Source organism: Gemmatimonadaceae bacterium (assembly GCA_040882285.1).
Classification (GTDB): domain Bacteria; phylum Gemmatimonadota; class Gemmatimonadetes; order Gemmatimonadales; family Gemmatimonadaceae; genus JACDCY01.
The window spans coordinates 38,487-64,261 of the sequence record JBBEBQ010000006.1; the positions used below are offsets into that span (position 1 = coordinate 38,487).

General features: G+C 67.7%; 26 protein-coding genes. 14 read left to right on the top strand and 12 right to left on the bottom strand.

Annotated features, from left to right (window positions below):
• Nucleotides 1-82: 82 nt before the first annotated feature.
• Genes mutL through WEA80_03560 form a run of 6 tightly spaced genes read left to right on the top strand, consistent with a single transcriptional unit; the run spans nucleotide 83 to nucleotide 6,243 of the window.
• Complete coding sequence (mutL, locus tag WEA80_03535) at nucleotides 83-1,843, top strand: DNA mismatch repair endonuclease MutL (GenBank protein MEX1185639.1); 1,761 nt, start codon at nucleotides 83-85, stop codon at nucleotides 1,841-1,843.
• Entirely contained in the window at nucleotides 1,830-2,741 is a 912-nt protein-coding gene (gene miaA, locus WEA80_03540) for a tRNA (adenosine(37)-N6)-dimethylallyltransferase MiaA (protein MEX1185640.1), read from the top strand. Before mutL ends, miaA begins: the two co-directional genes overlap by 14 nt.
• The gene (gene bshA, locus WEA80_03545) at nucleotides 2,723-3,868 is read left to right on the top strand and encodes an N-acetyl-alpha-D-glucosaminyl L-malate synthase BshA (protein ID MEX1185641.1); all 1,146 of its coding nucleotides are present in this window, start codon (nucleotides 2,723-2,725) and stop codon (nucleotides 3,866-3,868) included. The genes miaA and bshA overlap by 19 nt, the downstream gene beginning before the upstream one ends.
• Nucleotides 3,865-4,671 carry an undecaprenyl-diphosphatase UppP gene (gene uppP / locus WEA80_03550; protein ID MEX1185642.1) on the top strand — a complete coding sequence of 269 codons (807 nt, stop codon included), beginning with the start codon at nucleotides 3,865-3,867 and terminating at the stop codon, nucleotides 4,669-4,671. Before bshA ends, uppP begins: the two co-directional genes overlap by 4 nt.
• A complete protein-coding gene (locus tag WEA80_03555) occupies nucleotides 4,655-5,458 on the top strand; it encodes a biotin--[acetyl-CoA-carboxylase] ligase (GenBank protein ID MEX1185643.1) in 804 nt (267 codons plus the stop codon). Before uppP ends, WEA80_03555 begins: the two co-directional genes overlap by 17 nt.
• The gene (locus WEA80_03560; GenBank protein MEX1185644.1) at nucleotides 5,455-6,243 is read left to right on the top strand and encodes a type III pantothenate kinase; all 789 of its coding nucleotides are present in this window, start codon (nucleotides 5,455-5,457) and stop codon (nucleotides 6,241-6,243) included. The genes WEA80_03555 and WEA80_03560 overlap by 4 nt, the downstream gene beginning before the upstream one ends.
• A 65-nt stretch (nucleotides 6,244-6,308) precedes the next feature.
• Here WEA80_03560 and WEA80_03565 read toward each other — a convergent pair whose 3' ends face one another.
• A complete protein-coding gene (locus WEA80_03565) occupies nucleotides 6,309-7,847 on the bottom strand; it encodes a glycine betaine ABC transporter substrate-binding protein (GenBank protein MEX1185645.1) in 1,539 nt (512 codons plus the stop codon).
• The gene (locus tag WEA80_03570; protein ID MEX1185646.1) at nucleotides 7,844-8,578 is read right to left on the bottom strand and encodes an ATP-binding cassette domain-containing protein; all 735 of its coding nucleotides are present in this window, start codon (nucleotides 8,576-8,578) and stop codon (nucleotides 7,844-7,846) included. The genes WEA80_03565 and WEA80_03570 overlap by 4 nt, the downstream gene beginning before the upstream one ends.
• Before the next feature lie 134 nt (nucleotides 8,579-8,712).
• Between WEA80_03570 and WEA80_03575 the strand changes: the two genes are divergently transcribed.
• On the top strand, nucleotides 8,713-10,134 hold the full coding sequence (locus WEA80_03575; GenBank protein MEX1185647.1) for a carboxypeptidase regulatory-like domain-containing protein: 1,422 nt from the start codon (nucleotides 8,713-8,715) through the stop codon (nucleotides 10,132-10,134).
• Nucleotides 10,131-11,162 (top strand): hypothetical protein, encoded by a 1,032-nt coding sequence (locus WEA80_03580; GenBank protein ID MEX1185648.1) that lies wholly within the window; start codon nucleotides 10,131-10,133, stop codon nucleotides 11,160-11,162. The genes WEA80_03575 and WEA80_03580 overlap by 4 nt, the downstream gene beginning before the upstream one ends.
• Here WEA80_03580 and WEA80_03585 read toward each other — a convergent pair.
• A complete protein-coding gene (locus tag WEA80_03585) occupies nucleotides 11,110-12,138 on the bottom strand; it encodes a CehA/McbA family metallohydrolase (protein MEX1185649.1) in 1,029 nt (342 codons plus the stop codon). The genes WEA80_03580 and WEA80_03585 overlap by 53 nt on opposite strands.
• A gap of 176 nt (nucleotides 12,139-12,314) precedes the next feature.
• Here WEA80_03585 and WEA80_03590 point away from each other — a divergent pair, with 176 nt between their 5' ends.
• Together WEA80_03590 and WEA80_03595 are read left to right on the top strand one after the other, a co-directional pair.
• On the top strand, nucleotides 12,315-12,866 hold the full coding sequence (locus tag WEA80_03590; protein ID MEX1185650.1) for a hypothetical protein: 552 nt from the start codon (nucleotides 12,315-12,317) through the stop codon (nucleotides 12,864-12,866).
• A 12-nt stretch (nucleotides 12,867-12,878) separates the two neighbouring features.
• On the top strand, nucleotides 12,879-13,103 hold the full coding sequence (locus tag WEA80_03595) for a DUF2892 domain-containing protein (protein MEX1185651.1): 225 nt from the start codon (nucleotides 12,879-12,881) through the stop codon (nucleotides 13,101-13,103).
• A gap of 251 nt (nucleotides 13,104-13,354) precedes the next feature.
• On the opposite strand, the gene WEA80_03600 is transcribed toward WEA80_03595, so the two are convergent.
• The 9 genes from WEA80_03600 to WEA80_03640 form a co-directional block, all read right to left on the bottom strand.
• A complete protein-coding gene (locus WEA80_03600) occupies nucleotides 13,355-13,855 on the bottom strand; it encodes a DinB family protein (GenBank protein MEX1185652.1) in 501 nt (166 codons plus the stop codon).
• 29 nt (nucleotides 13,856-13,884) lie between these two features.
• Nucleotides 13,885-14,658 (bottom strand): SGNH/GDSL hydrolase family protein, encoded by a 774-nt coding sequence (locus tag WEA80_03605; GenBank protein ID MEX1185653.1) that lies wholly within the window; start codon nucleotides 14,656-14,658, stop codon nucleotides 13,885-13,887.
• Complete coding sequence (locus WEA80_03610; protein MEX1185654.1) at nucleotides 14,655-15,599, bottom strand: proline dehydrogenase family protein; 945 nt, start codon at nucleotides 15,597-15,599, stop codon at nucleotides 14,655-14,657. Before WEA80_03610 ends, WEA80_03605 begins: the two co-directional genes overlap by 4 nt.
• A 28-nt stretch (nucleotides 15,600-15,627) precedes the next feature.
• Entirely contained in the window at nucleotides 15,628-16,572 is a 945-nt protein-coding gene (locus WEA80_03615) for a metal-dependent hydrolase (GenBank protein ID MEX1185655.1), read from the bottom strand.
• Nucleotides 16,573-16,633: 61 nt separating this feature from the next.
• On the bottom strand, nucleotides 16,634-17,077 hold the full coding sequence (locus WEA80_03620) for a TonB-dependent receptor plug domain-containing protein (GenBank protein MEX1185656.1): 444 nt from the start codon (nucleotides 17,075-17,077) through the stop codon (nucleotides 16,634-16,636).
• 70 nt (nucleotides 17,078-17,147) lie between these two features.
• The gene (locus tag WEA80_03625) at nucleotides 17,148-17,726 is read right to left on the bottom strand and encodes a hypothetical protein (GenBank protein MEX1185657.1); all 579 of its coding nucleotides are present in this window, start codon (nucleotides 17,724-17,726) and stop codon (nucleotides 17,148-17,150) included.
• A 32-nt stretch (nucleotides 17,727-17,758) separates the two neighbouring features.
• Nucleotides 17,759-17,986: a hypothetical protein gene (locus tag WEA80_03630; protein MEX1185658.1), complete on the bottom strand. Its 228-nt coding sequence runs from the start codon at nucleotides 17,984-17,986 to the stop codon at nucleotides 17,759-17,761.
• Between the two features lie 604 nt (nucleotides 17,987-18,590).
• On the bottom strand, nucleotides 18,591-18,962 hold the full coding sequence (locus tag WEA80_03635; protein MEX1185659.1) for a helix-turn-helix transcriptional regulator: 372 nt from the start codon (nucleotides 18,960-18,962) through the stop codon (nucleotides 18,591-18,593).
• Between the two features lie 74 nt (nucleotides 18,963-19,036).
• Nucleotides 19,037-19,387, bottom strand: coding sequence for a type II toxin-antitoxin system RelE/ParE family toxin (locus WEA80_03640; protein MEX1185660.1), 351 nt, complete (start codon nucleotides 19,385-19,387; stop codon nucleotides 19,037-19,039).
• A gap of 356 nt (nucleotides 19,388-19,743) precedes the next feature.
• Between WEA80_03640 and WEA80_03645 the strand changes: the two genes are divergently transcribed.
• The 4 genes from WEA80_03645 (at nucleotide 19,744) to WEA80_03660 (ending at nucleotide 25,698) form a co-directional block, all read left to right on the top strand.
• Complete coding sequence (locus WEA80_03645) at nucleotides 19,744-20,052, top strand: co-chaperone GroES (protein ID MEX1185661.1); 309 nt, start codon at nucleotides 19,744-19,746, stop codon at nucleotides 20,050-20,052.
• Between the two features lie 15 nt (nucleotides 20,053-20,067).
• A complete protein-coding gene (gene groL / locus WEA80_03650; GenBank protein MEX1185662.1) occupies nucleotides 20,068-21,705 on the top strand; it encodes a chaperonin GroEL in 1,638 nt (545 codons plus the stop codon).
• Nucleotides 21,706-21,934: 229 nt separating this feature from the next.
• Nucleotides 21,935-23,266 (top strand): aminotransferase class I/II-fold pyridoxal phosphate-dependent enzyme, encoded by a 1,332-nt coding sequence (locus WEA80_03655; GenBank protein MEX1185663.1) that lies wholly within the window; start codon nucleotides 21,935-21,937, stop codon nucleotides 23,264-23,266.
• Nucleotides 23,260-25,698, top strand: a complete 2,439-nt coding sequence (locus WEA80_03660; GenBank protein MEX1185664.1) for a hypothetical protein — start codon at nucleotides 23,260-23,262, stop codon at nucleotides 25,696-25,698. The genes WEA80_03655 and WEA80_03660 overlap by 7 nt, the downstream gene beginning before the upstream one ends.
• The last annotated feature ends 77 nt before the right edge of the window (nucleotides 25,699-25,775 follow it).

Genomic DNA, 25,775 nt, shown 5'->3' on the forward strand with positions numbered 1-25,775 from the left:
CTATTGGCTATTAGCCAAGAATGTCCACCGTTGCCGTCTTGCCAATAGCCAACAGCCAATAGCCAACAGCGTAGTTTTCAGCGTGCCCACAATCGCCATTCTCCCCGGCGCCGTCGCCGACCAGATCGCCGCCGGCGAGGTCGTCGAGCGGCCGGCGTCCGTCGTCAAGGAGCTCGTGGAGAATGCGCTCGACGCCGGCGCGACCACCGTCGACGTCACCGTGCAGGACGGGGGGCGCGCGCTCATCTGCGTGGCCGACGACGGCAGCGGCATGGACCGCGACGACGTCCTGCTCGCGCTCGAGCGGCACGGCACGTCGAAGATCAGAACGGCTGCCGATCTCGTCGGCGTCGCCACCTTCGGCTTCCGGGGCGAGGCGCTCCCCGCGATCAGCTCCGTGTCGGAGCTGCTGCTCGAGAGCTGCACCGCGGGCGGGAAAGGGCTCGAGGTCAGGACCGCCGCGGGCGAGGTGCTCGGCGTGGCCGATGTGGCGCGTCGGCCGGGCACGACGGTCACCGTCTCGCGCCTCTTCTACAACGTGCCGGCGCGGCAGAAATTCCTGCGCGGCGCGCGCTCCGAGTGGCGCGCGATCGCGGAGACGATGAGCAACATGGCGCTGGCGCGCCGCGACGTGCGCTTCACGCTCACGCACGACGGCAAGCAGGCGATGAGTGTCCCGCCCGCGACGGATCTGCGTGAGCGGCTCGCCGCGCTGTACGGCGCCGATTACGCCGCGTCGCTGGTGCAGGTGGAGGATCTCGCGGGCGCCATGCACACGAGCGGGCTGGTGGAGAAGCCCGCGGACGTCGGCACCAGGACGCGCCGGATATTCATCACGATCAACGGCCGCGTCATCCGCGACCACGGCCTCGTGCGCGCCGCGGAAGCGGCCTACCGCAACACCATCCCGCCGGGAGTGCGGCCGTCGCTCTTTCTCGACGTGGTGCTGCCCGCCGACCTCGTGGACGTGAACGTTCACCCCGCCAAGGCGGAGGTGCGCTTCCGCGACCGGTGGCCGGTCGAGCGCGCGGTCGAAGCCGCGGTGCGCCGCGCCCTCGGCAACTGGGACAGCTCGGCTTCGCTCGGCCCGCGCGCGTACAACCCGGGCTGGAATTCCTTTCAGGCGGCCGCGCGGGCGGACGCCGCGCTCAACGATGCGGGCGGGTTGTCGCTCGAGTTCACCGCGTCGCCGGCGCACGCCGGGAACGGCACGCCCGCGTTCGAGGTTGCCGGGGAGAGTGCGGCGGACGAGGCCGTTGCCGCCGACGATTACGTCCCGCCGCTGTTTCAGCTGCATCGGACCTACGTCACGTTCGAGCATGACGGCAGCGGCCTGGTGCTGATCGACCAGCACGCGGCGCACGAGCGGATCCTGTACGAGCGGTTCCTGAGCGCGCTCGAGAGCGGCGGCTCGCCGTCGCAGCGGCTGCTCTTTCCCATCACGCTGCACGTCGGCGGCCCCGAGATCGAGGCGTTCGAGGAGAACCGCGAGTATCTGGAGAAGATCGGCTTCGAGGTAGAGCTGTTCGGCGGGAACACGCTGCTGGTGCACAGCGTGCCGGCTCCGCATCCGCGCTTCGACGCCGAGCGCTGCCTGCGCGAGACGCTCACGGCGCTGACCGGCGATCGCGCGCCGGGCAACATCGCGCGGCACGAGCGGCTGCTGGCGACGGTCGCGTGCAAGGCGGCCGTCAAGGGCGGCGACGTGCTCGCGCCGGACGAGATGCGCGCGCTGTTCCTCGCGCTGCGTGACACGAAGCTCCCGGCGCACGACGTACACGGACGCGCCACGATCGTCCGAATCGCCTGGGATGAGCTGGAGCGCCGCTTTGGCCGGCGATAGCCTGCGCATAATCTGCGGCCCCACCGCCGCGGGCAAGTCATCGATCGCGCTCGAGCTGGCCGAGCGGCACGGCGCCGACATCATCTCCGCCGACTCGCGGCAGATCTACAAGCGCTTCGACATCGGCACTGCCAAGCCGACCACGGGCGAGCGAAATCGGGTGCAGCACTTCGGCGTGGACATCATCGATCCGGCCGAGCGCTACTCGGCGGCGCGCTGGGCGCGCGACGCCGACGAATGGATCGCGGAGTGCGAGGCCGCGGGGAGGATTCCGCTCGTGGTCGGCGGCACCGGCTTCTACATCCGCGCCCTGGTGGAGCCGCTGGCCGACTCGCCCGTGTTCGACACCGCCCAGCGGCTCACCATCGGCTCCGAGCTCGATCAGCTCAGTACCGAGGACCTGCGCCGCTGGTGCCTGCTGCTCGATCCCGCGCGCGCCGACCTCGGCCGCGCGCAGCTCTTGCGCGCCATCGAGACCGCGCTGCTGTCGGGCAAGCGGCTGAGCGAGTTCCACGCGGCCGCGCCGCGGCTGCAGCCCCGGCGCGCGAAGTTCCTCGTCGTCGACCGCGGCGCCGAGCTGCAGGAGAGCATCGCGCGGAGAATCGACGCGATGTTCGAGGCGGGATGGTTGGACGAGGTCCGCCGGCTCGAGAGCGACGTCGCGCCGTCGGCGCCCGCGTGGATGTCATCGGGCTATTCCACCGTGCGCGCGCTGGCGCGCGGTGAGATAGACTTCGACGCCGCAAGGGAGAAGATCCTGATCGAGACGCGGCAATACGCCAAGCGGCAGCGGACCTGGTTCCGGCATCAGATCGGTGGAACGACCGTGACCCGCGTGGACGCGGGCTCGCCGGACGCGCGCCGGATCATCGAGGAATGGTGGAGCAACGGCGCATGAAGATCGGCATCACCTGCTATCCCACGTACGGCGGCTCCGGCGCGGTGGCAACCGAGCTCGGCATCGCGCTCGCCGAGCGCGGCCACGAGGTGCACTTCATCACCTACCGGCAGCCGTTTCGCCTGCCGTCATTCCTGCCGCGCGTCTTCTTCCACGAGGTGGACGTCGGGCGCTACCCGCTGTTCGAGTTCCCGCCGTACGACCTCGCGCTCGCCGCGAGAATGCACGAGGTGGTACGCGCGCACGACCTGCAGCTGCTGCACTGCCACTACGCCATCCCGCACGCAACCAGCGCGTGGATCGCGCGCGAGATGCTGCACGAGACCGGCCGCGACATCAAGCTCGTCACGACCCTGCACGGCACCGACATCACCGTGGTGGGCCAGGACCCGTCCTTCCAGTCCATCACGCGCTTCTCGATCGAGAAGTCCGACCGCATCACCGCGGTGTCTGAGTATCTGCGGGGCGAGACGTTCCACGCGTTCGGCTGCACCGGCTGCGACGTGCGCGTGATTCACAACTTCGTGGACCCGACCGTGTACGACCGGAAGCGGTACGCGCCGCTGCTGCGCGAGCAGTTCGGCGCCAAGCAGTGCGTGGTGATGCACGTCTCGAACTTCCGCGCGGTCAAGCGCGTGCGGGACGTCGTCCGCATTTTCGCCAGGATCCGCGAGGCCGTTCCCGCGATGCTGGTGATGGTCGGCGACGGTCCCGACCGCACGCTCGCCGAGGAGGAGGCGCGCAAGCTCGGCGTGCACGACGCCGTGCACTTCCTCGGCAAGCTCGACGTGGTCGCGCCGCTGCTCGCGGGCGCCGACCTGTTCCTTCTTCCCAGTCAGAGCGAGTCGTTCGGGCTGAGCGCGCTCGAGGCGCTCGCCTCGGGCGTGCCGGTGGTCGCGACGAGGGCCGGCGGGCTCGTCGAGGTCGTCAAGGAGGGCGAGACCGGATTCCTGTGCGAGGTCGGCGACGTGGACGGCATGGCGCGCGCCGCGGTGTCGGTGCTGAGCGATCCGGATGCGTGGAAGCGCATGAGCATCGCCGGCCAGCACGACGCTCGCTCCCGCTTCTCGCGCGCCGAAGTCGTGAGCGACTACGAGCGGTTGTACGAGGACGCTCTCGCGCAATGACGGTCCTCCAGGCGCTGATACTCGGAATAATCCAGGGGTTCACCGAGCTGTTGCCCATCAGCAGCTCCGCGCACCTCGCGCTGACGCCGTGGCTGCTCGGCTGGCCGGACAGCGGGCTGGCGTTCGACGTCGCCCTGCATCTCGGGACGCTGATCGCGATCGTGGCGTACTTCCAGGAGGAGTGGCGCAGGCTCGCTCTCGCGGCGCTGTCGCTGGTGAAGAAGCGTCGCGCCGATACGCCCGAGGAGAAGCGCGTCATTTTCCTCGTGCTCGCCACGATTCCCGCTGGTATCGCCGGGATGTTGCTGGAGGATGCCGCCGAGACGGTTTTCCGGTCGCCGGCGATCATCGCCACGAATCTCATCGTGCTGGGAATCATTCTGTGGGCGGTCGACAGGTTCATGTCGCGCGAGCGCGGGATGGAAAGGATCGGTTGGAAGGGCGCGTTGTTCGTCGGCCTGGCCCAATGTCTCGCGCTCGTTCCCGGCGTGTCGCGCTCCGGCTCGACGATCACCGCGGGGCGCGCGCTCAGGCTGACGCGCGAGTCGGCTGCGGTGTTCAGCTTCCTGCTCAGCATGCCGATCACGCTGGCCGCGGTGATGTTCAAGCTCCCCGACGCGGTCCGTGGGGCGGAGAGCATCGTGCCGCTCGCGGTGGGGGTCGTGGCCGCGGCGGTGAGCGCCTGGGTCGCCATCGCGGTGCTGTTGCGGTACGTCGCGCGGCGGAGCTATGGCGTTTTCGCGGTATATCGCGTGGCGTTCGGCGCGATGATTTTCTATCTGATATATGCGCGCGGACTCTGAAAGACAGCTGGCAGCTGGCAGCGAGCAGCAGGCCTCGGGCGGAGCCACCGGTCGGTACTGGGGACTCTCGCAGGCGGATGTGCTGCGATTGACCGGTGCGCCGCGAGCGCTGCTGTTCGAGGAAGTGAGCTCCACGATGGACGTCGCGCACCAGGCGGCGGCGAAGGGCGCGCCGTCGGGGACACTGGTGCTCGCGGAGCGGCAGCTCAGCGGGCGCGGCCGGGGCGGCAGGGCATGGCTTTCCGATGCGCCGAGCGGGATCTGGCTCACGCTGATCGATCGTCCATGGGAGGGGGTGCCGGTCGAGCTGATGTCGATCCGCGCGGGACTCGCGCTCGCGCCCGCGCTCGACCGGTTCGCGCGCGCGTCGGTCGGACTGAAGTGGCCCAATGATCTGTTCGTTCAAGGCCGCAAGCTCGCCGGGATTCTGCTCGAAGCGCGCTGGCGGGACGCGCGGCCGGAGTGGGTCGCGCTCGGCGTGGGCATCAACCTCGCGCCGCCGGCGGACGTCGGCGCCGCGACGGGCTTGCGGGAGGACGTCACCGTTTCCGACGTCCTCGCGGCGGTCGGCCCCGCCTTGCGGCGCGCAGCCACGCGGCGCGGCCCGCTGTCGGCGGAGGAGCTGGAAGCGTTCACGCGCCGCGACGTCGCGGCGGGGAATAGCTGCTCCGAGCCCGCGGCCGGAATCGTGCGAGGCATTAACGAGCTGGGCGAGCTGCTGGTGGAATCGGACGGAGAGCTGTCCGCGCACCGGAGCGGCTCGCTCGTACTGGAGGGCGGGCGATGATAGTCGCGTTCGACGTTGGGAATACTGAGACGACGATCGGGGTCTTCGCCGGCGACGTCATGCGCGCGAATTTCCGAATCACGACGAACTCGCCGCGCACGGTGGATGAGACGAGCGTGCTGCTCGCCGCGCTGCTCGACTCGGGGGGAATCAAGATAAAGAGCATCGACGGGGCCGCGATCTGCTCCGTCGTGCCGCAGCTCACCGCGACGCTGGCCGAAGCGTGCAGGCGCGTCACCGGCAGCAATCCGTTCTTCATTGATGCCACCGCGGACCTGCCGATCACGCTCGACGTGGACGAGCCGCTCACCGTCGGCGCCGACCGGATCGCCAACACGCTCGCTGCGCACGCTCTGCTCGAGCGCGACACGATCGTGGTGGACCTCGGCACCGCTACGACCTACGACTGCATCACCGCCGAGGGCTCGTTTTTCGGTGGAATCATCCAGCCCGGCGTAACGAGCTCCGCGGAAACGTTATTCAGCAAGACATCCAAGCTGCCGGCGACGGCGATCGTCGCGCCGGCGAAGCTGATCGGCACGCGCACCGAGGAATGCATTCAGTCCGGCGTGGTGTACGGCTCCGCCGAGTCGATCGACGGTCTCGTCCGGCGGATCAAGGCCGAGTGGCCGCGAGAGTCGGTGCCGGTGGTGCTTGCGACCGGCGGGCTGGCCGAGGTGTTCGCGAGTCACTGCAGGGAGTTCGATCAGGTCGATCCGTTCTTCACGCTCAAGGGCGTGCGGATTGGATTCGAATTTCTGAGCGGGGCCCGGGCGACAGAGTAAAGCCGGGCCAGAAAGGTCGCGTCCGCCGCCGTCAGGTAGCTCGCGCCCGCTGTGTTATTCGGCGCTCACTTCCCGGCGAAGCGGCGCGTGACCACGCGCTCGACCAGGCCGAGTCCGCTGTCGACGAGCAGCGCGAGCGCGGCGGCGGGAATCGCGCCGAACAGAATCATGCGCGTGTCCGACAGCGCGAGACCGGCGACGATCGGATCGCCGAGCCCGCCGGCTCCGATGAACGCGGCCAGCGTCGCGGTGCCGACACCGATCACCGCGGCGGTCCGGATCCCGGCCATGATGATCGGGCTCGCGAGCGGCAGTCGCACGAAGCGCAGCACCTGCCACGGCGTCATGCCGAGCGCTCCCGCGGCCTCGACCGCGCCCGGCGCCGCGTCGCGCACGCCGCTGTAGGTGTTGCGCAGAATCGGGTACAGCGAGTACAGGAACAACGCCACGAGCGCCGGCACGACGCCGATGCCCAGGAGGGGAATCATGAACGCGAGCAGCGCGATGCCCGGTATGGTCTGCAGCACGCCGAACGCGCGGATCACCGGCTCGGCGGCGGCTCCTGCGCGCTCGAGCGCGAGGCCGATGGGCACGGCCGCGACGATCGCGGCGGATAGCGACAACAACACGAGCAGCAGGTGCCGCAGCGTCAGCTGCGCCAGCAGCGCGCGGCGCTCGGCGAAGTAGCGCGGCAGCGAGCCGCTCTCCGTCGCGGCGGGCGCGCCAGCCTCCGATGCGGAGCCGAGCAGGTCCAGCTCGCGCAGCGCCGCGGCCGCTACCCGCGGGACGGTTTCCCCGCGCGCCTCGACGCGCTCGTTGAGCCGCCGCATGAGCTGCGCGTCGAGTCGGCCGGACAGCTCCGTCAATACCGCGACGGCATGCGGCATGTCTCGGTAGAACGCGCCGCTCACCAGCGCCGCGGCTTCGTAGGGCGGAAAGAAAGCGCGGTCGTCCACGAGCACGACGAGCCGATGGCGCGCTATCAGCCCATCCGTCGAATAGCCGTCGATGACGTCGACGTTGCCGTTGACCAGCGCGCTGTACTTCACCGACTGCAGCAGCGAGCGCACCTGCGCGAAGTGCATGTCGTACTCCGCTTCGAGACCGGGGAGCCCGTCCGCGCGGCCGACGAAGTCCGGAGTGAGACCCGCCGTGAGGCGCGGCGCCGCCCGGCTCAGGTCGGTGAGCGTGCGCAGCCCGTGCTCCGCCGCCGTCTGCTGCCGCACGGCGATCGCGTACGTGTTCTCGAACCCGAGGGGCGGCAGCCAGTGCGCGTCGAATCTCGCCGGGAACGCAGTCGCCACGCGCCGGAACACGGCGCGCGCGTCGCGCTGCGGCTGCTCGCCGAGGATCGCAAGCAGCCCGGTGCCGGTATACTCCGGGTAGATGTCGATGGCGCCGGTGCGCAGCGCGCGAAAGGCAATCTCGGTAGCGCCCAGGCCGAGCCGCCGGTCCGCCGTGAACCCGCGCGCCTCGAGCAGCTGAGCGAACATTTCCGCGAGTATGTAGGACTCCGCGAACGGCTTCGACGCGATCGCGATCGGACGCGTCGCGGGCGCCGGAGCTGCCTGGAGCAACGCCCAGAGGACCACCGCGCCGATCATGTCGGCCCCACCCCTGACTTGCGGACCAGCTCGGCCACGTACTCCGTGGCCGGCGTGGCGAACACGTCCGCGGGCGCGCCCACCTGCTCCAACGCGCCGCGGCGCAGAACGGCGATCCGGTCTCCGAGCAGCGCCGCCTCGCGCAGATCGTGCGTCACCAACAGCGTGGTGATCCGCAGGCGGTCGCGGATTCGCAGAAACGCAGCCTGGACGTCGGCGCGCGTGATCGCGTCCAGCGCGCCGAACGCTTCGTCGAGCAGCAGGTATCGGGGCTGCGCGGCGAGCGCGCGCGCAATCGCGACCCGCTGCCGCTGGCCGCCCGACAGCTCTGCCGGCCGGCGGTCGGCGAATGTCGCGGGAGGCAGGCCGACCAGCTCGAGCGCCGCGCGCGCGGCGTCCTCCGCGTTTGGAAGCCGTTCCAGCCACGGCACCAGTGCGACGTTGCGCAGCACTCGCCAATGCGGCAACAGCCCGCCCGTCTGAGGGACGTAGCCCATGCGGCGGCGCAGCGCGACCGGATCGGCAGCGCCCACGTCCGTACCGTCCACCAGCACCGCCCCCGCATCCGGAGCGACCATCCGGTTGAACAGTCGGAGCAGAGTCGTCTTCCCGGAGCCGCTCTCGCCGACCAGCGCGAGGCACTCGCCGGCGGTGATGCGCAGGCTCACGCCGGCGAGCGCGACCACTCCCGCGTAGGCCTTGCGCACATCGCTGACTTCGAGCGCTGTCACGTCTCGATCGCCGTCAATTGGCAGCTCCGTGGGGCGCGTACTGTGTCGCTGTCTCGTGTGATCCGGGAAGTCTAGCGCGAATCGGGTCGATCGCTAACGTTTGTGCGTACTCCCCTTTCCTGAGCGATCATCGGATGCTGGTCCGGCTTCTCCTGCTTGTCGTGGCGCTCGCGGCAGCCGCCGGCGCGCAGACGCCGGACCCGACCGGGCGCGCGGCGGGAGCGACGGTCAGCGGAGTCGTGTACGACAGCATGGCTCTCCGGCCGCTGGCCGGGGCGACGGTACAGCTGGTGGACGCCGGCAACATGGCGGGCGGCGTGCGGACGGAGATCACCGACCCCTCGGGCTCGTTCGCGTTCAGCGGCGTGGCGGACGGCCGCTATTTGCTCGGGTTCTTGCATCCGGTGCTCGACTCGCTTGGCGTCGAGTCGCCATTGCGCGAGGTGGTCGTCACTGGCGGCCGCCCGGTGCTCGCGGACGTGGCGATCCCTTCACCCCGGCGGCTCCTCGCCGCGATCTGCGGGGAGCAGTCGGCGCGCGATTCGGGCGCGGTGATAGTCGGCATCGTCCGCGACGCGCGGAGCCACGCGCCGATGGCGGGCGTCGCCGTCGCGGCGGAGTGGCTGGAGTTTTCCGTGCGGCGCGAGGGGTTCACCCGCCGGGTGCAGCGAGCAACCGCGACGACGACCGAGACCGGCTGGTTCTCGCTGTGCGACGTGCCGCGTCCCGGGACGACGACGCTCGTCGCCAGTGGCGGCGCCGACAGCACGGCGCTCATCGAAGTCACCATCGCCGCGGAGCACGTTACGCGCCGCGACTTCTACCTCGGATCCGCGCGGACCGTGGCCGCAGACGCGGAGCGGCCCGCCGGTGACACCGCTGTTCCGCCGCGAATGGTGCAAGCGGGTGACGGGCGCTTGAGCGGGACGGTAGCGGCGATCAACACGGGTGCGCCCATCGCGGGGGCTCAAGTCGTCATGACCGACGGCCCCGAGGCGCTCACGAACGAGAGGGGCGAATGGACGCTCACGGACGCGCCGTTGGGGACACGCATGCTGGAAGTTCGCGCACTCGGTTACTACCCCGAGCGCCGGGCGGTGAACGTCTTCGCGGGCGCGCCCGCGGTGCACGTCGGGCTATCCACGCTCCGCGCCGTGCTGGACACCGTGCGGGTCACCGCGTCGCGCTGGAGGGACGAGCATCGGCTCGCGTTCGAGGCGCGGCGCCGGACCGGCCTTGGGCGCTACCTCACGGCAGAACAGATCGCGCGGCGCGCGCCCGTGAACGCGTCGGACCTGTTCCGCAGTATCGCGGGGGTCGCGACCGACGTCGGGACGATCAGACTCCGGCGAGGGGACAGCGAGTGCTCACCGTCGCTCTACCTCAACGGCACCCACATTCAGCCGATAATGCTCGGCGACCTTACCGCCGACGACATCGACAGCTGGGTTCGCCCGGAGGAGATCGCGGCGATCGAGGTGTACACCGACGTCGTGCCGCCGCAATTCCAGCAGATACTGCTTGGCTGCGGCGCCATCGCCATCTGGACGAAGTGACCGGTCCCGACAGGCCCTCCTCCGCGGCCGTCGGTGCGCTCACGCGGCCATGCGCGTTTCTGCTCGTCCTCGCTGCCGCCGGTTGTCACGCGCGCCCGGCGTCGGAATCGAATCCCGCTCCCGCACCGCCGGCTCCGCGCGCGCAGAATCCCTCGCCGATGGTGGAGAACACCAGACGGCACGAGCGCGTCCCGCAAGGTCAGACTTCCGGAGTCGCGTTCAGGATCGACTCGGTGCTGTCGCGACCGGTCGAGGTGTTCATCCCGGATAAGCCGCTCGCCAGCGCGGGCGCCGCGGACGAGCGGACATTGCTCGTGCACGTCTTCAGCGCCGCGTACGTGCCGATGCACGCGGTCGCCACCACGCGCGACCGCTACGTGCTCGCAGTCGTGAACCTCGGCGGCAGCTCCTCCGCGTACGAGCGCGCGCTGTCGGATACTGCCGCGTGGAACACGCTGATCCAGCGCGTGCGCGACGAGACCGTTGCGCGAACGCAGGGAAGGGTGCGCGTCGACCGCGTGGTCGTCAGCGCTTTCAGCGCCGGCTATGGCGGCGTGCGCGCTTTACTGAGCGACGAGCGAACCGCTGCCGCGATCGACGGAGTGCTGCTGCTCGACGGACTGCACACGAGCTACATCCCGGAGCGAGCCGTGCTCTCCGAGGGCGGCTCGCTCGACACGCTCAAGCTCGTCCCGTTCCTGCGCTACGCGCGCCGCGCAGTGGCCGGGGAAGTCAGGTTCGTCGTCACTCACTCCGAGATCTTTCCCGGAACGTTCGCGAGCACCACCGAGACCGCGGACTGGATTCTCGCCGCGCTCGGGCTCGCGCGCTCGCCGGTGCTCGCATGGGGCCCCGGCGGGATGCAGCAGATCGGCGAGGTACGGCGCGGCGGACTGGCGATCCTGGGATTCGCGGGGAACACCGGTCCGGACCACATCGACCACCTGCACGGCTTGGGAGGATTTCTGCCGCTCCTCAGCGCACCCGCGTCGCCTGCGTCCACGCCTTCCACCCGTTCGAATCGGTGACGCGCACGCGGACGTAGCCCTCGTTGCTGCGAATCGTGTAGGACGCGCGCCGGTCGTGCACCGTGGCGAGCACGCGGCCGCCGCCGCCGACGAACTCAATGGTGTACCTGCTGTCGTTCACCGGTGAAACAGCGACAGTAATCGTGCGGTCGGTCACTGTGAGCTCGCTCAAGGTCACGCCCGTGGACGCGTACAAGTCTCCGCGGCGAAGCGCGCCGAGAATGGCTGATTCCGCCAGCGTATCCGCCCGCAGCATGATCCAGGCGCGTCCCGGACGCGTTAGCGCGTACGAGTCCGCGTCGCTCGCGCGGAAGCTGTGGCTGTCGTCGTCGGCGACGGCGAACACCACCTTGCCGCGCGTGAGCAGCGAATCCCACAGCGCTTCGGCGGACGGAGCCACGCGCCCCGCCGCATCGACGCCGCCGGCGTTGTTCACGCCCGTGTGCGCGTTCCAGATCTCGAGCAGCGTCGAGTCGGGAAGCGCGGTGAGGTCTTCCAGCCGCACCGACCAGCGGAAGTTCGGGTGATTCACCTGCGCGATCCCGCCCGCCGCGCGGATCTCCGCGATGTTCCGCGCGTATGCGTCCGTCAGCGAGGTCCCATGCGCGATTCCTCTCTCGCCCAGCCGGGTCACCACGCGGGTGAGGCCGAGCGCGTTGACGTGCGCCTGCCGGCGGCGGTCGGGGTGCGCCGAGTCCGCGACGACCTGGGTCACTTCCTCGCCGGCGATCAGCAGAAAGCGGCCGGGTGCGCCCAGGCGAGCGTTCAATGGAGCGGGATCAGTGATCCGCTCGTGGTCGGTGATAAAGAGAAAATCGTAGCCTGCATCGCGGTACCAGCGCGCGACACTGTCAGGCGGGCTGTCGCCGTCGGAGTTCGCCGTGTGCGCGTGCGTGTTGCCGCGGAGCCACTGCTGCGCCTGCATGCTCTCAGCGCCTGAGGAAACGGACAGGCCGCCGACCAGGCCCGTGAGCATAGCTATTCGACGCCAGCGCATGCGCCCAAGGTACATTCGCTTCGGCCATGATCGCGCCAATATGCGAGCGGGAGCCCACCCCGGTAGGGCAAAGCTGTACCGGCCCATGGGATTTCCCCTACTGCGCCGGCGGCCGGCGAACGTATCCTCAAGCTGGATACTTCCGGCGGTGGACCATGCGCGAAGATCGATGGGAAGTCGCTTTCCGTGGACTGCTGATAGGGTCGATCGGCTACCTGATCGTATTCCTCGGCGTCGGCGTCGGTGACCTGCTGCAGGGTCGCTCCTTCTTTTACACGTTCTCGCTGCTCGGAGGCTGGCTCTTCTACGGCCTCGAGGACCCCGCGCTGGTGCGCGTGTGGCCGGGCGCCGTCTTCGCCTACAACGGCGTGCATCTCCTGATCTTCCTTGCCTTCGGACTGTTCGCGTCCTGGATGGCGTCCGTGGCGGAGCGCGGGCCGCTGCTCTGGTACGCCGCGCTCGTCATGTACCTGCTCGTCTTCCTGCACCTGTTCGGCGCGTTCCTCCTGATGACGGAGCCGCTCCGGAACGCGCTCTCCATTTGGCACGTTTCCATACCGACCGTGCTCGCGCTGGCGGCGATGAGCTGGGCCCTGTTGCGCCAGCATCCGCAGTTGCGCCACGAGCTGGATGAATGGGTGGACGGCGACGACGACGACGAGGCACCGTATCCCGAGCCGCGCCCGGGCGCGGCGGCACTTCCTTAAGCGGAGATGATCATGTTCGACGCCAACGAATCAGGGCTGGACCGGGTGGTCCGGATCACCGCGGGTCTCGCGCTGCTCTCGCTCGGCTGGAGCGGCGCGGTCGCCGGTGGCGTGGGGTTGGCGTTCAAGATCATAGGCTTCGTGCCCCTCCTGACGGGGCTCTTCGGGTGGTGTCCGCTCTACACGCTGGTGCATTTCAACACCGAGGGTGGAATGCATCGGACGCGAACGACCTAGCCGCGCCTGAGCGAGCAGCGCTAGGGTCGTTACTGAATTCACGACGGGCCAGGGAAGCTCCGCGCCGAACGCCGAGGCCACTTCGGGACGCATGATCTTCACGGCCACGTGCCGCTCGTGCTTGGTCTCCCGGGCGAGGCAGACCGTGGCCATTCCGCCCCGGCCGAGCTCGCGCTCGACGACGAACCGCGACGCGAGCGGCGACGGGAATTGCGTGGGCGGCGACGGTGATGATGCAAGCACGTCAGACATCAGGGCGCGTACTCCGGCAGCTTGCCGATCGACATCGCGTCGACCGTGCCTGCGTTCGGCACGAGCATCCGCCGGTGGTAGTCGATCTGGCCGAGATGATACGCGAGGTGCGTGGCGAGATGGACGAGAAAGGCGGCGGTGCCGACCTTGCGGCCGCCGATGGGAACCGGATACTCCGCTTCGCACTGCTCCGGCGCAAGCTGCGCGAGCGTAGCGTCCACCGATTTCGTGGCGGCCTCGATCCGACCGCGCAGCTCGGCGCGTGTCAGGTCGCGCGTGCTGAACTCGGCGTCCCGGTCGCGCACGTACCCGGTGCGGCCGAGCACCGCGCCGATGAAGTGCTCGAGGTTGCCGGCGACATGCAGCACCAGCGTCCCGGCGGAGTTCGAGATGCCGGGCACGGTGCGCCAGACCAATTCGTCGTTCGGGTACGCGTCCACTTCACGTGCGAGCGCTCGCAAGTCGCGCGCGAGCAGGATTCGGACCATTTCGGAATGCAAGCAGCTTCCACCGTGTGGGGATCGGAAAGCTAGGGCAGCCGCATCGCTCTGGCGATGGCCGCATCCGCGAGCGGCGCCATGACCGCGTAGCCGGCGGCGTTCGGATGCACGCCGTCCCTCGTCAGCTCGGCGCGGAGCCCGCCGCGTGCGGCGACCATCGCCGAGTGGTAGTCGAGATACACCGCGCCGGTCTCTTCCGCGTAGCGCCGGATCCAGGAGTTGAGCGCCACGATCTTCGGCGCCGGCTCCAGTCCCCGCTTCCATGGATAGTCGTAGGCCGGCAGCACGGACGACAGCACTACGCGGATGCCGTTGGCGCGCGCTATCTCCGCCATCGACGCAAGGTTGTGCTGGATCATCTCGAGTGACGACGGTCCCGTGTTGCCGGCGATGTCGTTGGTCCCCGCGAGGATGACGACGACCTTCGGTTTCAGCTGCACCACATCCTGCCGGAACCGCACGAGGATCTGCGGCGTAGTCTGCCCGCTGATGCCACGTCCGATGTAGGGCTTACCGGGAAAAAGAGCGGGGAAGTAGCTCGCCCACGATTCGGTAATGGAGTCGCCGATGTACACCACGCGATTCTCGCCGGGCGCCGGCGCCGGGATACTGTCGTTGGCGGCGCGATACCGGGACAGGCCCGCCCAGTCGTTGAGCAGCCGCTCCTGCGCGATCCGCCGGCGCTCGGCCAGGCGGATCTCGACGGAGTCGGGCGCGTTGACTGCCGGCGCTTGCGCGGGCCTCGTCGTGCAAGCGGCGAGCGCGAGAGCCGCCGCAATGCATGCCGGTCGCGACAATCTCATGTCGCGGGTGACGGGCGGGCCGACCGCCGGCCGAAGCCGCGCACGACGTGCAGCAGGTTGGCCGGGTTTTCGGCGAGGCGCCGCATGAACCATGGATACCACGCCGCGCCGTAGCTGATCAGCACGCGCACCCGCTCGCCTTCGGCGGCGAGCGCGCGACGGGCCTCGCTGTTGATCCCGTACAGCATCTGGATCTCGTACGCCGAAGGCGGAACTGCCAGCTCGCGCGCGTCGTCCCGCAACCGTCGCAGCAATTCGAGATCGTGCGTGCCGAACGCGACGCGCACGCCGTCACCGGCGTGGCCGAGCAGCTCACGCGCCAGCTCGCGGAAGCGGGCGCTCACGTCCTCCCGCCGCTGGAGCGCCACGCTCGCGGGCTCGCGGTACGCTCCCTTCACCAGGCGGACATATGGCCGCACGGCGAGCAGCCGGCGTACGTCCGCGGGCGTGCGATGCAGGTATGCCTGGAGGCAGAGCGCGGCGCAGGCGAATTCGCGAGCGAGTGTCTCGTACGCTTCCACGGTCGAGTCCACGTATGCGGAAGATTCCATGTCTATGGCGAGCGTCGTCCCACCCGCCTGCGCCATCCGCGCCACCGCGCGCACGCGATCGAGCGCGCGCGGCCGGTCGAGATCCCAGCCGAACTGCGTAAGCTTGATGGAAACGTGGGCGTCCGCGCCCCGCGCCGCGAGCGCTGCGAGCAGCCGCTCGTATTCCGCGACTGTCGCATCAGCCGCCGCTTCGGAGGCGACGTTCTCGCCGAGGTAGGTGATGATGGACGGCGTGCCTTCCGCCCGCAGGGTCCGGGCGGCCCGCAGCGCGTCCGCGATCGTCTCACCCGGCATGAAGCGGGAGACGAGTGGGCGCACCACTCTGCTCGAGCGCACGAGGCGCTCGATGGTGCGGTTCCGCGAAGCCCACAGCAGCGACGATCTCAGCACAGGCGGAACATGGCTTGGCGTGGTCGAGTCATCGGCTGAGCACGACGCGAACGCCTTGCAGCGAGCCGGCAGGAACGTCCACGAAGCGCGCGTCGCCGAAGAATACGGCGGTGCCGCCGGATGCGCGCTCGACCCTTACGTATGGAAAGCGCGACCAGACGAGAAAGTCGCGCACCCGCTGATCCGTCATGGCTTCGCGGACCTCGCTCTCCGTCCAGTCCCCGCGCGGGATCGAATCGCGGAACGTCACGCGGCTCCGCGGCGGCGCGATCCAGGCGAAACCGCCGAGGGTGTACGCTTCACCCGTCGCGACGATCACGCTTCCGCGATGCGGCTGCGCCGGCGCGGGCTGGTACATCACTTCCTCGATGCCGGTGATGCCAGCGGCCTCGGCCGCGCGCCGCGCCATGGACTCCGCGGCCATGCTCGCGCCGATCATCGCGGCCACATACACGGCCGCGGCCGCCCCGAAGATCCGCACTCGGCCGCGCGTGCGGCGCCAGGGGACGAGCGCGGCGGCGAGCAGCAGCCAGAGCCACGGGTCGATGATGAACACCGCGTCGCCGTAGAACCACCTCCCACTGAACGGCATCAGCAGCCGGATGCCGTACGTGTTGAGCCAGTCGAGCGCCGGGTGGCTCACAACTCCGATAAACGCGATGAGCAGCGTCGCGCGGGCATCGAGCGGCGTGAGTGACGCTCCGCGCTCTCCGCGCCGTCTGACCAACCGGTCCCAGGCGAGCATCACTCCTGTGAGCGCGAGCGGGAGCAGCACCAGCGCGATCGGTCCGTGCGTCCATCCGCGGCGGAACGCGAGTCCGGCGTACGAGCCGGCGTACATCGCGAGGATGTCGATGTCGGGCGCGTTGGCCGCGAGGATGAGCGTGGTAGCGGCGAGTGGAAGCGTGCCGCGGCGGTCGAGGCCGGCGCGCGCCAGCACGGCGCCGGTCATCGTGTGCGTGATGGGATCCATGCGGCTTATGGCGCGGTGAGATGCCGCCGCGGCCGCGTTGCCATCACTTGAGGCGCGTAGCTCAGGGCTTCGCTTTGGCCGCCCTCTTGGTCGTTATGAGGATTACCCCGTTTGCGCCCTCAACGCCGTACAGCCCTGCCTCGGCGCTCCGCAGGATTCTGATCGACTCGATACTCTGCGGGTTGACGCCGGAAAGCGCGCCGTTCGGCCCCGGATGGAAGGGCTGGCCGTCAAGTATCCAGAGCGGTGGCGAGTCGGCGCCGCGGAACGATGAGCCGCCGCGGATCTCCAGGGCGATCTCTCCCTCGGCGGTCCGCGTGACCACGAGCCCGGGGACCTTCTTCTGCAGCGTGACCTCGATCGGCTCATTCGGGTTCTGCAGGTCCTCGCTCGTGACCGTCGCGCGGCCCGAAGGATCGCGCTGGGTATTGCCGGCGGCGCAGGCGGCGGTGAGTCCCGCAAGTACGGCGAGCGGGAGCGTGAATAGCCGTGAAGCGGAACTCATGGGACAGCCTCCTGTGGGGTCAACAACCAAACGCTAACACAAGACCGTGGATTCCGCTGTACCGGGCTCGTTACTGCTCGTTCCGCAGGTATTGCGGCGGCAAAGGCAAGTTCGGCCGCTCCGCCTCCCAGAACACCGAGACCACCCACCAGCGCGTGCCGTCGTTCATGAGTTGAATGCTGTTGATCCCGCGGATCATCGTGCTGTCCGTCTCGATCCGGCCTTCGTACGTGCTCCATACGTGCGCGATGTGCCCGAACTGCTCCACGCGCCGCGCGATCTCGCGCTCGCGGAAGCCCACCCGCTCGAGCTGCGGCCCGGAGACGGCGATGTAGTCGTTGACGCCGAGGATGCGCATTCCGATGGTGCTGTCGGGGCGCGGGATCGTGGGCATCAGTTTTCCGCCGGGGACGAACAGGGAGCGCATGCGATTCCAGTTGCGCGCCTGGCCTACGCCGCCGGAGATGACGTCGTACAGCGCAGAGATGATCGCGTCGATCGACTCGACGTCCGCTGCGGCTGCCCGGGGAGCGGTAACGATGACGGGCATGACGGCCGGCGGGGCGGGTGAGGCCTGGGCCTGAATCACGGGAACGGACGGACCGATCGCGAAAGCGACGACGAGGAAGACGGGTGTGACTGTGCGCACGAAAGCTCCGTGAAGGTTTGAGTGTCGTAGACCTAGCGGGCGCCGTATTTTCGCACGATCGGCACGAGACGGCCAACCATGTCGCCAATAGTTCTCAGTGGAGGCGCCTGTGCATATTCGAGTCCCGCCTTGTAATTCGTCACCTCGGCTCGCTTGAAGATCTCTTCGACAATTGCGACGGCCTGAGGGCCTGTCATGACGTCGCGAATAAGCGCGTCCTCCGGCAGCGCAGACTGCGGTACACCCAGCGCGAGAGCCATGAAAGTCCTCATTCTCTCCCGGTGTTCCTGCTCCGTGATTGGCTTAGTGCGATCCTCGATGTTGCCCGCAAGCGAATCGCGGATATAGTAGCGTGGCCTATGGATACATGATTCGAGTTTTGAGCTCTGGGTCTCGGTCACTCGGGACTGTCCTGCATTCACCCTCCCTGGGAAGGCGCGGCGTAGGGAAAGTTTAGAAGCCCTTATCCGAATGGCGGTGCCGGCGCATGACGTTGACGTTCAGCTCCGGCGGTGATGGCCGCCAATCGCGATAATGAACGCGTTTCGATGAGAAGGCAAGACGCACAGCGTGAAGCATTGTCGCTCTGCCAACTGCAGCCGTTCGTTCGACAGCGCGGATTCATGAAGCGAGTGCAACAACTTCCCGAACGAGAAAGGTGACCTGGCAACACGGTAAGCTTCGATTCTCCGCCAAGAAAGTAAGCTTCCAATGATGTATTGCCAGATCACCTTTGCCGAAAGATGCAGCGTGGGACTGCTGCGCCAGCGCTGGACTCGCGCCGAGTCGAAGTCATGAAATCGAGGATGACTCGATTCATCGCTCTGTTCCACTTGTTGCACGGTGCAAATAGTGGCGTGTCCCTTAGACTGCGATCGCAACTTCGACGTGAGGCTTCTTCGATCGTTCGACTTTGATCTCGACCGAATATCCTAGCGTAATAAGCCAGTCTACTAGTCGGTCATAGGTGATGCTCCTAAGCCTGCCCCTGCTCAGGTTCGAGATCTCTGGCTGTTTAGTGCCGAGTCTTAGGGCGGCCGTCTTTTGGGTCCAACCGTTCTCCTCGATAATCTCATTGATCTGGGCAGCGAGCTTGAGCTTCGCGAACCTTTCTTCCGCGTCAGCGAAGCCAAGATCCTCATACACGTTTCCGCTGCCTACGAAGTAGTCAGTCTCGTCGACCTTGCCTCGATTGCCTCGCTCGAGCCTGCGCTCTTTCGCCTTTGTAACTCTCATTGTCCTTCCCAGTGAATTGTACATCCCAATAATCAATTGCTGCCCGGCGGTGTGATCCTGAATCCAACCTTGGCCTATGGCGGGTTGTCTCGATGCAGCTTTCTAGCAGCTGTCAATCTGAGCGCGATTCGGTCCAGGTCGGCCTTCGGAGTTCCGCGGCCTGACTTGGCTTTCTTTTGAAAAACGTCGAGCACATAGACCCTTCCCTCAAGCCTCGTCGTGTACATCGCGCGGTACGTGTCCCCGTCCTCATCAGTCACGACTTCTATAACGTCGCGAAGGTTTGCCTTCATTGGCCTCGCCGAGGCGGCCACGCCGCCACGCTGCGCCACTCCAAGCGCGTACCCGAACTCGTCCTTCACTGCCTCTGGCATCTTGCGTAGATCCTTGAGAGTCTGACCCATCCACACGAGCGGCTTCTCCATTAGATGAAATATAAGTAATTACTTATAGCATGCAATCGGGGACTGTTCCAAACCCAGCTTGAGCCTTGGATCGAGCATGCATGTGCACGGTTCCGCCGCACGATCGCCGTGGTAAATCGCCCGCATGTAGAAACGACTTTAAGTGTCTGACGCAAGTCGCTTATTTAGCGGAACTTCGCTGAGTCTCAGCACTGGTGCGACAGGCGTTGACTTGTCTCGCGCCAACGTCTACATTCCCTCTGTTAGCACTCTGAAAACGCGAGTGCTAACGACGCAATTGATCGGTTATTGGTCGCCGCTTTTCCCCCGGACCAAGAACCAAAAACCAACAACCGTTCTGGAGGATTCAGCACCCTATGGCAACCAAAACCGCCACAGCCACGAAGGTCAGCCCGCTGGCCGATCGTGTAGTCGTCCGTCCGCTCGAAGAGACCGAAACCATGCGCGGCGGCCTCTTCATCCCCGACACCGCCAAGGAAAAGCCGCAGCAGGGCGAGATCCTCGCCGTCGGCCCCGGCCGCTTCGAGGAAGGCAAGCGTGTCCCCATGGAGGTCAAAGCGGGCGACCGCGTCCTCTACGGCAAGTACAGCGGCTCCGAAGTCACCATCGACGGCGAGACGGTTCTGATTCTGCGTGAATCGGACGTGCTCGCGGTCATCAGCTAACCAGAGAGATCAACCATGGCAGCCAAAGAACTTCATTTCAACACCGAAGCGCGCGCGGCCCTCAAGCGCGGCGTGGATCAGCTGGCCGAAGCGGTGAAGGTCACCCTCGGACCGAAGGGCAGGAACGTCGTCATCGACAAGAAGTTCGGTGCGCCGACCGTCACCAAGGACGGCGTCACCGTCGCGAAGGAGATCGAGCTCTCGGATGCGCTCGAGAACATGGGCGCGCAGATGGTGAAGGAGGTCGCGACCAAGACGTCCGATCTCGCCGGCGACGGCACCACCACCGCCACCGTGCTCGCGCAGGCGATCTTCCGCGAAGGCCTCAAGAACGTCACGGCCGGCGTCAACCCGATGGCGCTCAAGCGCGGCATCGACAAGGCCGTCACCGCGGTCGTCGACGAGCTCAAGAAGATCAGCGTCCCCACCAAGGGCAAGAAGGAGATCGCCCAGGTCGGATCCATCTCCGCCAACAACGACAAGGAGATCGGTGATCTGATCGCCGAGGCGATGGAGAAGGTCGGCAAGGACGGCGTCATCACGGTCGAGGAGGCGAAGGGCCTCGAGACAACGCTGGAGACGGTCGACGGAATGCAGTTCGACCGCGGCTACCTCTCGCCGTACTTCGTGACGGACCCGGACAAGATGGAAGCGATCCTCGAGGACGCGCTCATCCTGATCCACGACAAGAAGATCTCCTCGATGAAGGATCTGCTCCCGATCCTGGAGAAGGTCGCGCAGCTGGGCAAGCCGCTGCTCATCGTCGCCGAGGACGTCGAGGGCGAGGCGCTCGCGACGCTGGTCGTGAACAAGCTCCGCGGCACGCTGCGCGTCTGCGCGGTCAAGGCCCCGGGCTTCGGTGACCGCCGCAAGGCGATGCTGCAGGACGTCGCCGTGCTCACGAACGGACAGGTAATCTCCGAGGAAGTCGGCTTCAAGCTGGAGAACGCGGTCGTCACCGACCTCGGCACGGCCAAGCGCATTGTCGTGGACAAGGACAACACGACGCTGATCGACGGCGGCGGCGACTCGGAGAAGATCCAGGGTCGCGTGAAGGAGATCCGCACGACGATCGAGAAGTCGACGTCGGACTACGACAAGGAGAAGCTCCAGGAGCGGCTGGCGAAGCTCGCGGGCGGTGTGGCCGTGATCAACGTCGGCGCGGCGACCGAGAGCGAGATGAAGGAGAAGAAGGCGCGAGTCGAGGACGCGCTGCACGCGACGCGCGCGGCGGTCGAGGAAGGAATCGTCCCCGGCGGCGGCGTGGCTTTCATCCGCGCGCAGGGCGTGCTCAAGGCGCTGAAGCTGGAAGATTCCGACGAGCAGATCGGCGTCGAGATCGTCCGCAAGGCGATCGAGGAGCCGATGCGCATCATCGTCGCGAACGCGGGCGGTGAAGGGTCGATCGTGGTCGAGAAGGTGCGCGCCTCGAAGGTCGCCGCCTACGGCTACAACGCGCAGACCGACGAGTACGAGGATCTGGTTCAGGCCGGCGTCATCGACCCGACCAAGGTCACGCGTACCGCGCTGCAGAACGCCGCTTCCATCGCGGGCCTGCTGCTCACGACTGAAGCGCTGATCGTGGAGAAGAAGGAAGAGAGGGGCTCCGCTCCGGCGATGCCGGGCGGCGGTGGCATGGGCGGCATGTACTAAAGAGCTATTGGCTATTGGCTCTTGGCTGTTGGCTTTTAGCTAAGCCAACAGCTAACAGCCAGGAGCCAACAGCTGAAAAGGGCTCCGGGAAACCGGGGCCCTTTTTTTTGCCCTGAGTCAGGGCATCCCTCACCCCGCTTCCGCGCTTCGCCCTACAGCGGGAGCAGCCCTGACTGGGTCAGACTACACCATCGAGGCGAATCACCCCCATTTCACCCGGAAAACATCGATGGCCACGGCTGCCACCCCCTCGCATACAACGCGTTCGCTGTTCGCGGACCGCGTCGCGATGATCGATACGGAGAACGCGTTCAAGGTCGGCCCGTTCATCAAGGAGGTCGAGGACGCCGGGCACCAGGTGGTGCGCTGCAACCTCGGCGAGCCCGACTTTCCGCTCCCGCGGCACATCGCCGAGGAAGTGAAGCGGCAGATAGACAACGACAACACGCACTACACCGATCCGCAAGGCATGCTCCCGCTGCGCGAAGCGATCGCGCACACAATGGGCGAGGCGCGCGGGCTCCGCATCACGCCGGACCGCGTCGTGGTCTTTCCCGGCGCCAAGCCGCCCATCGGATTCTCGCAGCAGACGTACTGCAACGCGGGCGACGAGATCATCTATCCGAGCCCCGGCTTTCCGATCTACGAATCGTTCGTCCGCTACATCGGAGCCACCGCGGTCCCGCTCCACCTCGAAGAGAGCACGGGCTTCAACTTCCGCGGCTCGGATCTCGACCGCCTCGTCACCGAGCGCACGAAGCTCATCTACCTCAACTCCCCCTCGAACCCCACCGGCGGAGTAGCCAGCCGGGCGCGGCTCGAGGAGATCGCACACGTAGTTCTCTCGAAGACCGCGCCCGACGTCCGCGTGTACTCGGACGAGGTGTACGAGCGGATCGTCTTCGACGGCGGGAAGCACGAGTCGATCGCGTCGGTTCCGGGAATGGAAGAGCGCACGATCCTCGTGTCGGGCGTCTCGAAGTCGTACTCCTGGACGGGCGGCCGGATCGGCTGGGCAGTCTTTCCGACGGCGCGCGAAGCGGCTGTCTTCAAGAACCTGAACATCAACTATTTCTCGTGCGTTCCCGGCTACAACCAGATGGGCGCCAAAGTCGCGCTGGAATCGCCGGAGAGCGACGTCGCCATCGCCGAGATGGTGGCGGCGTTCTCGCAGCGGCGTGACGTCGTCGTCGCGGCGCTGAACGCGATCGACGGCATTCGCTGCCAGAACCCGAAGGGCGCCTTCTACGTCTTCCCGAACATCGCCGGCGTGTGCGAGAGCCTGGGCGCGATCGAGGCCCACGCAGCCCTGCCGCCCGCGATGCGCGACGCCACGAGTCCGGCAACGCTCTTTCAGCGGTTCCTGCTCTTCAGGCACCACGTGGCGACGCTCGACCGGAAGTCGTTCGGCCGGCTCGGCAGCGAGGGCAAGCACTACCTGCGGCTCTCGATCGCGACCTCGCTCCAGCAGCTCCAGCTGGGAATGGAACGGATCGAGCGGGCGAGCCGGGACGCCGACGGCTTCCGCGCGTTCGTGAAGGAGGGGCGCAACCTGTGCTGACAGCTACGGTGGACCCGCTTCGAATCGCGTCGCGGCAGATGCTCAGGAACGGCGGCTCGCCGGTTCCGTTCGGCGCGCGCCGGAGCCGCTGGATCTGCATCGGCCAGGACACGCCCGGGCCGCTGAGCGAGCAGGAAGTCGAGGCGTTCGAGCTGCTCGACTCGATCTACCGCGCGCTCTGCGCGATGATGTACAACTACGTTCCGACCTCGGGGCACCCCGGCGGATCGATCTCGTCGGGACGGTTCGTGGCCGCGTTGCTGTTCGACGCGATGGATTACGATTTCTCCGACCCGCTGTGCGAGCGCGCGGACATCATATCCTACGCGGCCGGCCACAAGGCGCTCGGTCTGTACTCCATGTGGGCGCTCAGGAACGAGATCATCCGCATCGGCGACGCGTCGCTGCTGCCGTCCGACGTCGCCCTGCAGCTGCGCCTTGAGGACCTGCTCGGCTTCCGCCGGAATCCGGCCGGACCCGCGCCGCTCGCGCGCTCGTTCGCGTCGAAGCCGCTGGACGGGCACCCGACGCCGGCGACTCCGTTCGTGCGGCTTGCGACCGGTGCGTCGGGAGTCGGACTCGCGTCGTCCATCGGACTCGCGTTCGCCGCGGCCGACTGCTACCCGGACGATCCTCCGCGCGTGCACATCGTGGAAGGCGAGGGCGGCCTGACGCCGGGACGCGTCGCCGAAGCGCTCGCCGCCGCGGGCACCGCCTCGCTCGGCAACGTCGTCGTGCATCTCGACTGGAATCAGGCGTCGATCGATTCCGATCATGTCACGCGCGAAGGCGTGACTCCCGGCGACTACGTGCAGTGGACGCCGGGCGAGCTGTTCTACCTCAACGACTGGAACGTCATCTCCGTTCCGGACGGCACCAGCTTCCAGCAGATCGTGGCCGCGCAGCGAGCCGCGCTCAGCATCGACAACGGCCAGCCGACTGCGATCATCTATCGCACGACCAAGGGCTGGCGGTACGGCATCGAAGGCCGCGCCTCACACGGCGCGGGGCACAAGCTGTGCGCGGCGGGCTTCTACGAGGCCATGTCGCCGCTGTTCCCGGAGAGCCCCGCTGGTCTGCCGGCGTGCGATCCGGCGAATCCTCGCTGCGGCGCCGGCGCGCGCCCCGAGATCGTCGAAGGATGCTACTGGCAGGCGCTGTCCGCGATCGGTAAAGCGCTGGCGGAGAACCGGCAGCTCGTAGCGCGAATGGTCGAGCGCATAGCGGCGGCCCGCGAGCGGCTGTACGACCGCGGCAGACGCCTCTCGAAGTCGTCGCCGGACATTCTCCGAGTGTTCGCGCTGGCGCAGGAGGACGGTCCGCCGGCGTCGCTCGAGCTCGCGCCGGGCACGGCTACGACGCTGCGCGGCCAGCTCGGCAAGGTGTTCGGCTATCTCAACCGCGAGAGCCACGGCGCGCTGTTCATATCCGCCGCGGATCTGCTCGGCTCGACGAGCCTGAACGAAGCGACCGTTGGTCTGGCGCCGGGCTACTTCAACGCGCGCACCAACCCCGCGTCCCGCACGCTCGCTCTTGGCGGAATCTGCGAGGACGCCACGGCCGGAATACTGTCCGGCGTCTCCACGTTCGGGCACCACATCGGAGTGGGCTCGTCCTACGCCGCTTTCATCGCGCCGCTCGGACACATCGCCGCCCGGCTCCACGCCATCGGAAACCAGGCGCGGCAGGCGATCGACCCCGGTCCATATCGCCCGTTCATACTCGTCTGCGCGCACGCGGGACTGAAGACCGGCGAGGACGGACCGACGCACGCCGATCCGCAGCCGCTGCAGCTGTTGCAGGAGAACTTCCCGACGGGGGCGATGATCACGCTCACCCCGTGGGAGCCGCAGGAGATCTGGCCGCTCATGGCCGCGGCGCTGCGCAGCTCGCCGGCGGTCATCGCGCCGTTCGTCAGCCGCCCCACCGAGCTCGTGCCGGACAGGAAGGCGCTCGGCCTCGCGCCGGCGTCGGATGCGGTGCAGGGCGTGTACAAGCTGCTGAGCGCGAACGGGAAGCGCGAAGGGTCGATAGTCTTGCAGGAGTCCGGCGTCGCGTACGCCTTCGTCGAGCAGACGCTCCCGCTGCTCGCCGCGTGGGGAATCAATCTCGACGTGTACTACGTCGCGAGCGCGGAGCTGTTCGATCTGCGCTCACCGCTGGAGCGCGAGGAGGTGTTCCCCGAGCGGGTCGCGATGGAGGCGATGGGACTGACCGGGTTCACGCTCCCGACGATGTACCGCTGGATTCGCTCCGATCTCGGCAGGTCGCTGACGCTGCATCCGTTCTACCACGGACGGTATCCGGGGAGCGGGCCGGGGGATCGGGTCATCGCCGAGGCCGGCCTCGACGGCGAGGGGCAGCTCGCGGCGATTCTCCGGTACGTCACGCAACGCGCGAGCCTGCCGACTCCGGCCGATTGGCGCGGCTGACGCGAAGGACGAGCTCCTCGAGCGTTCGCAGGCGGCCGAGGTCGGTCGGCTCGAACTCGACGCGGAAGCGCTCCTCG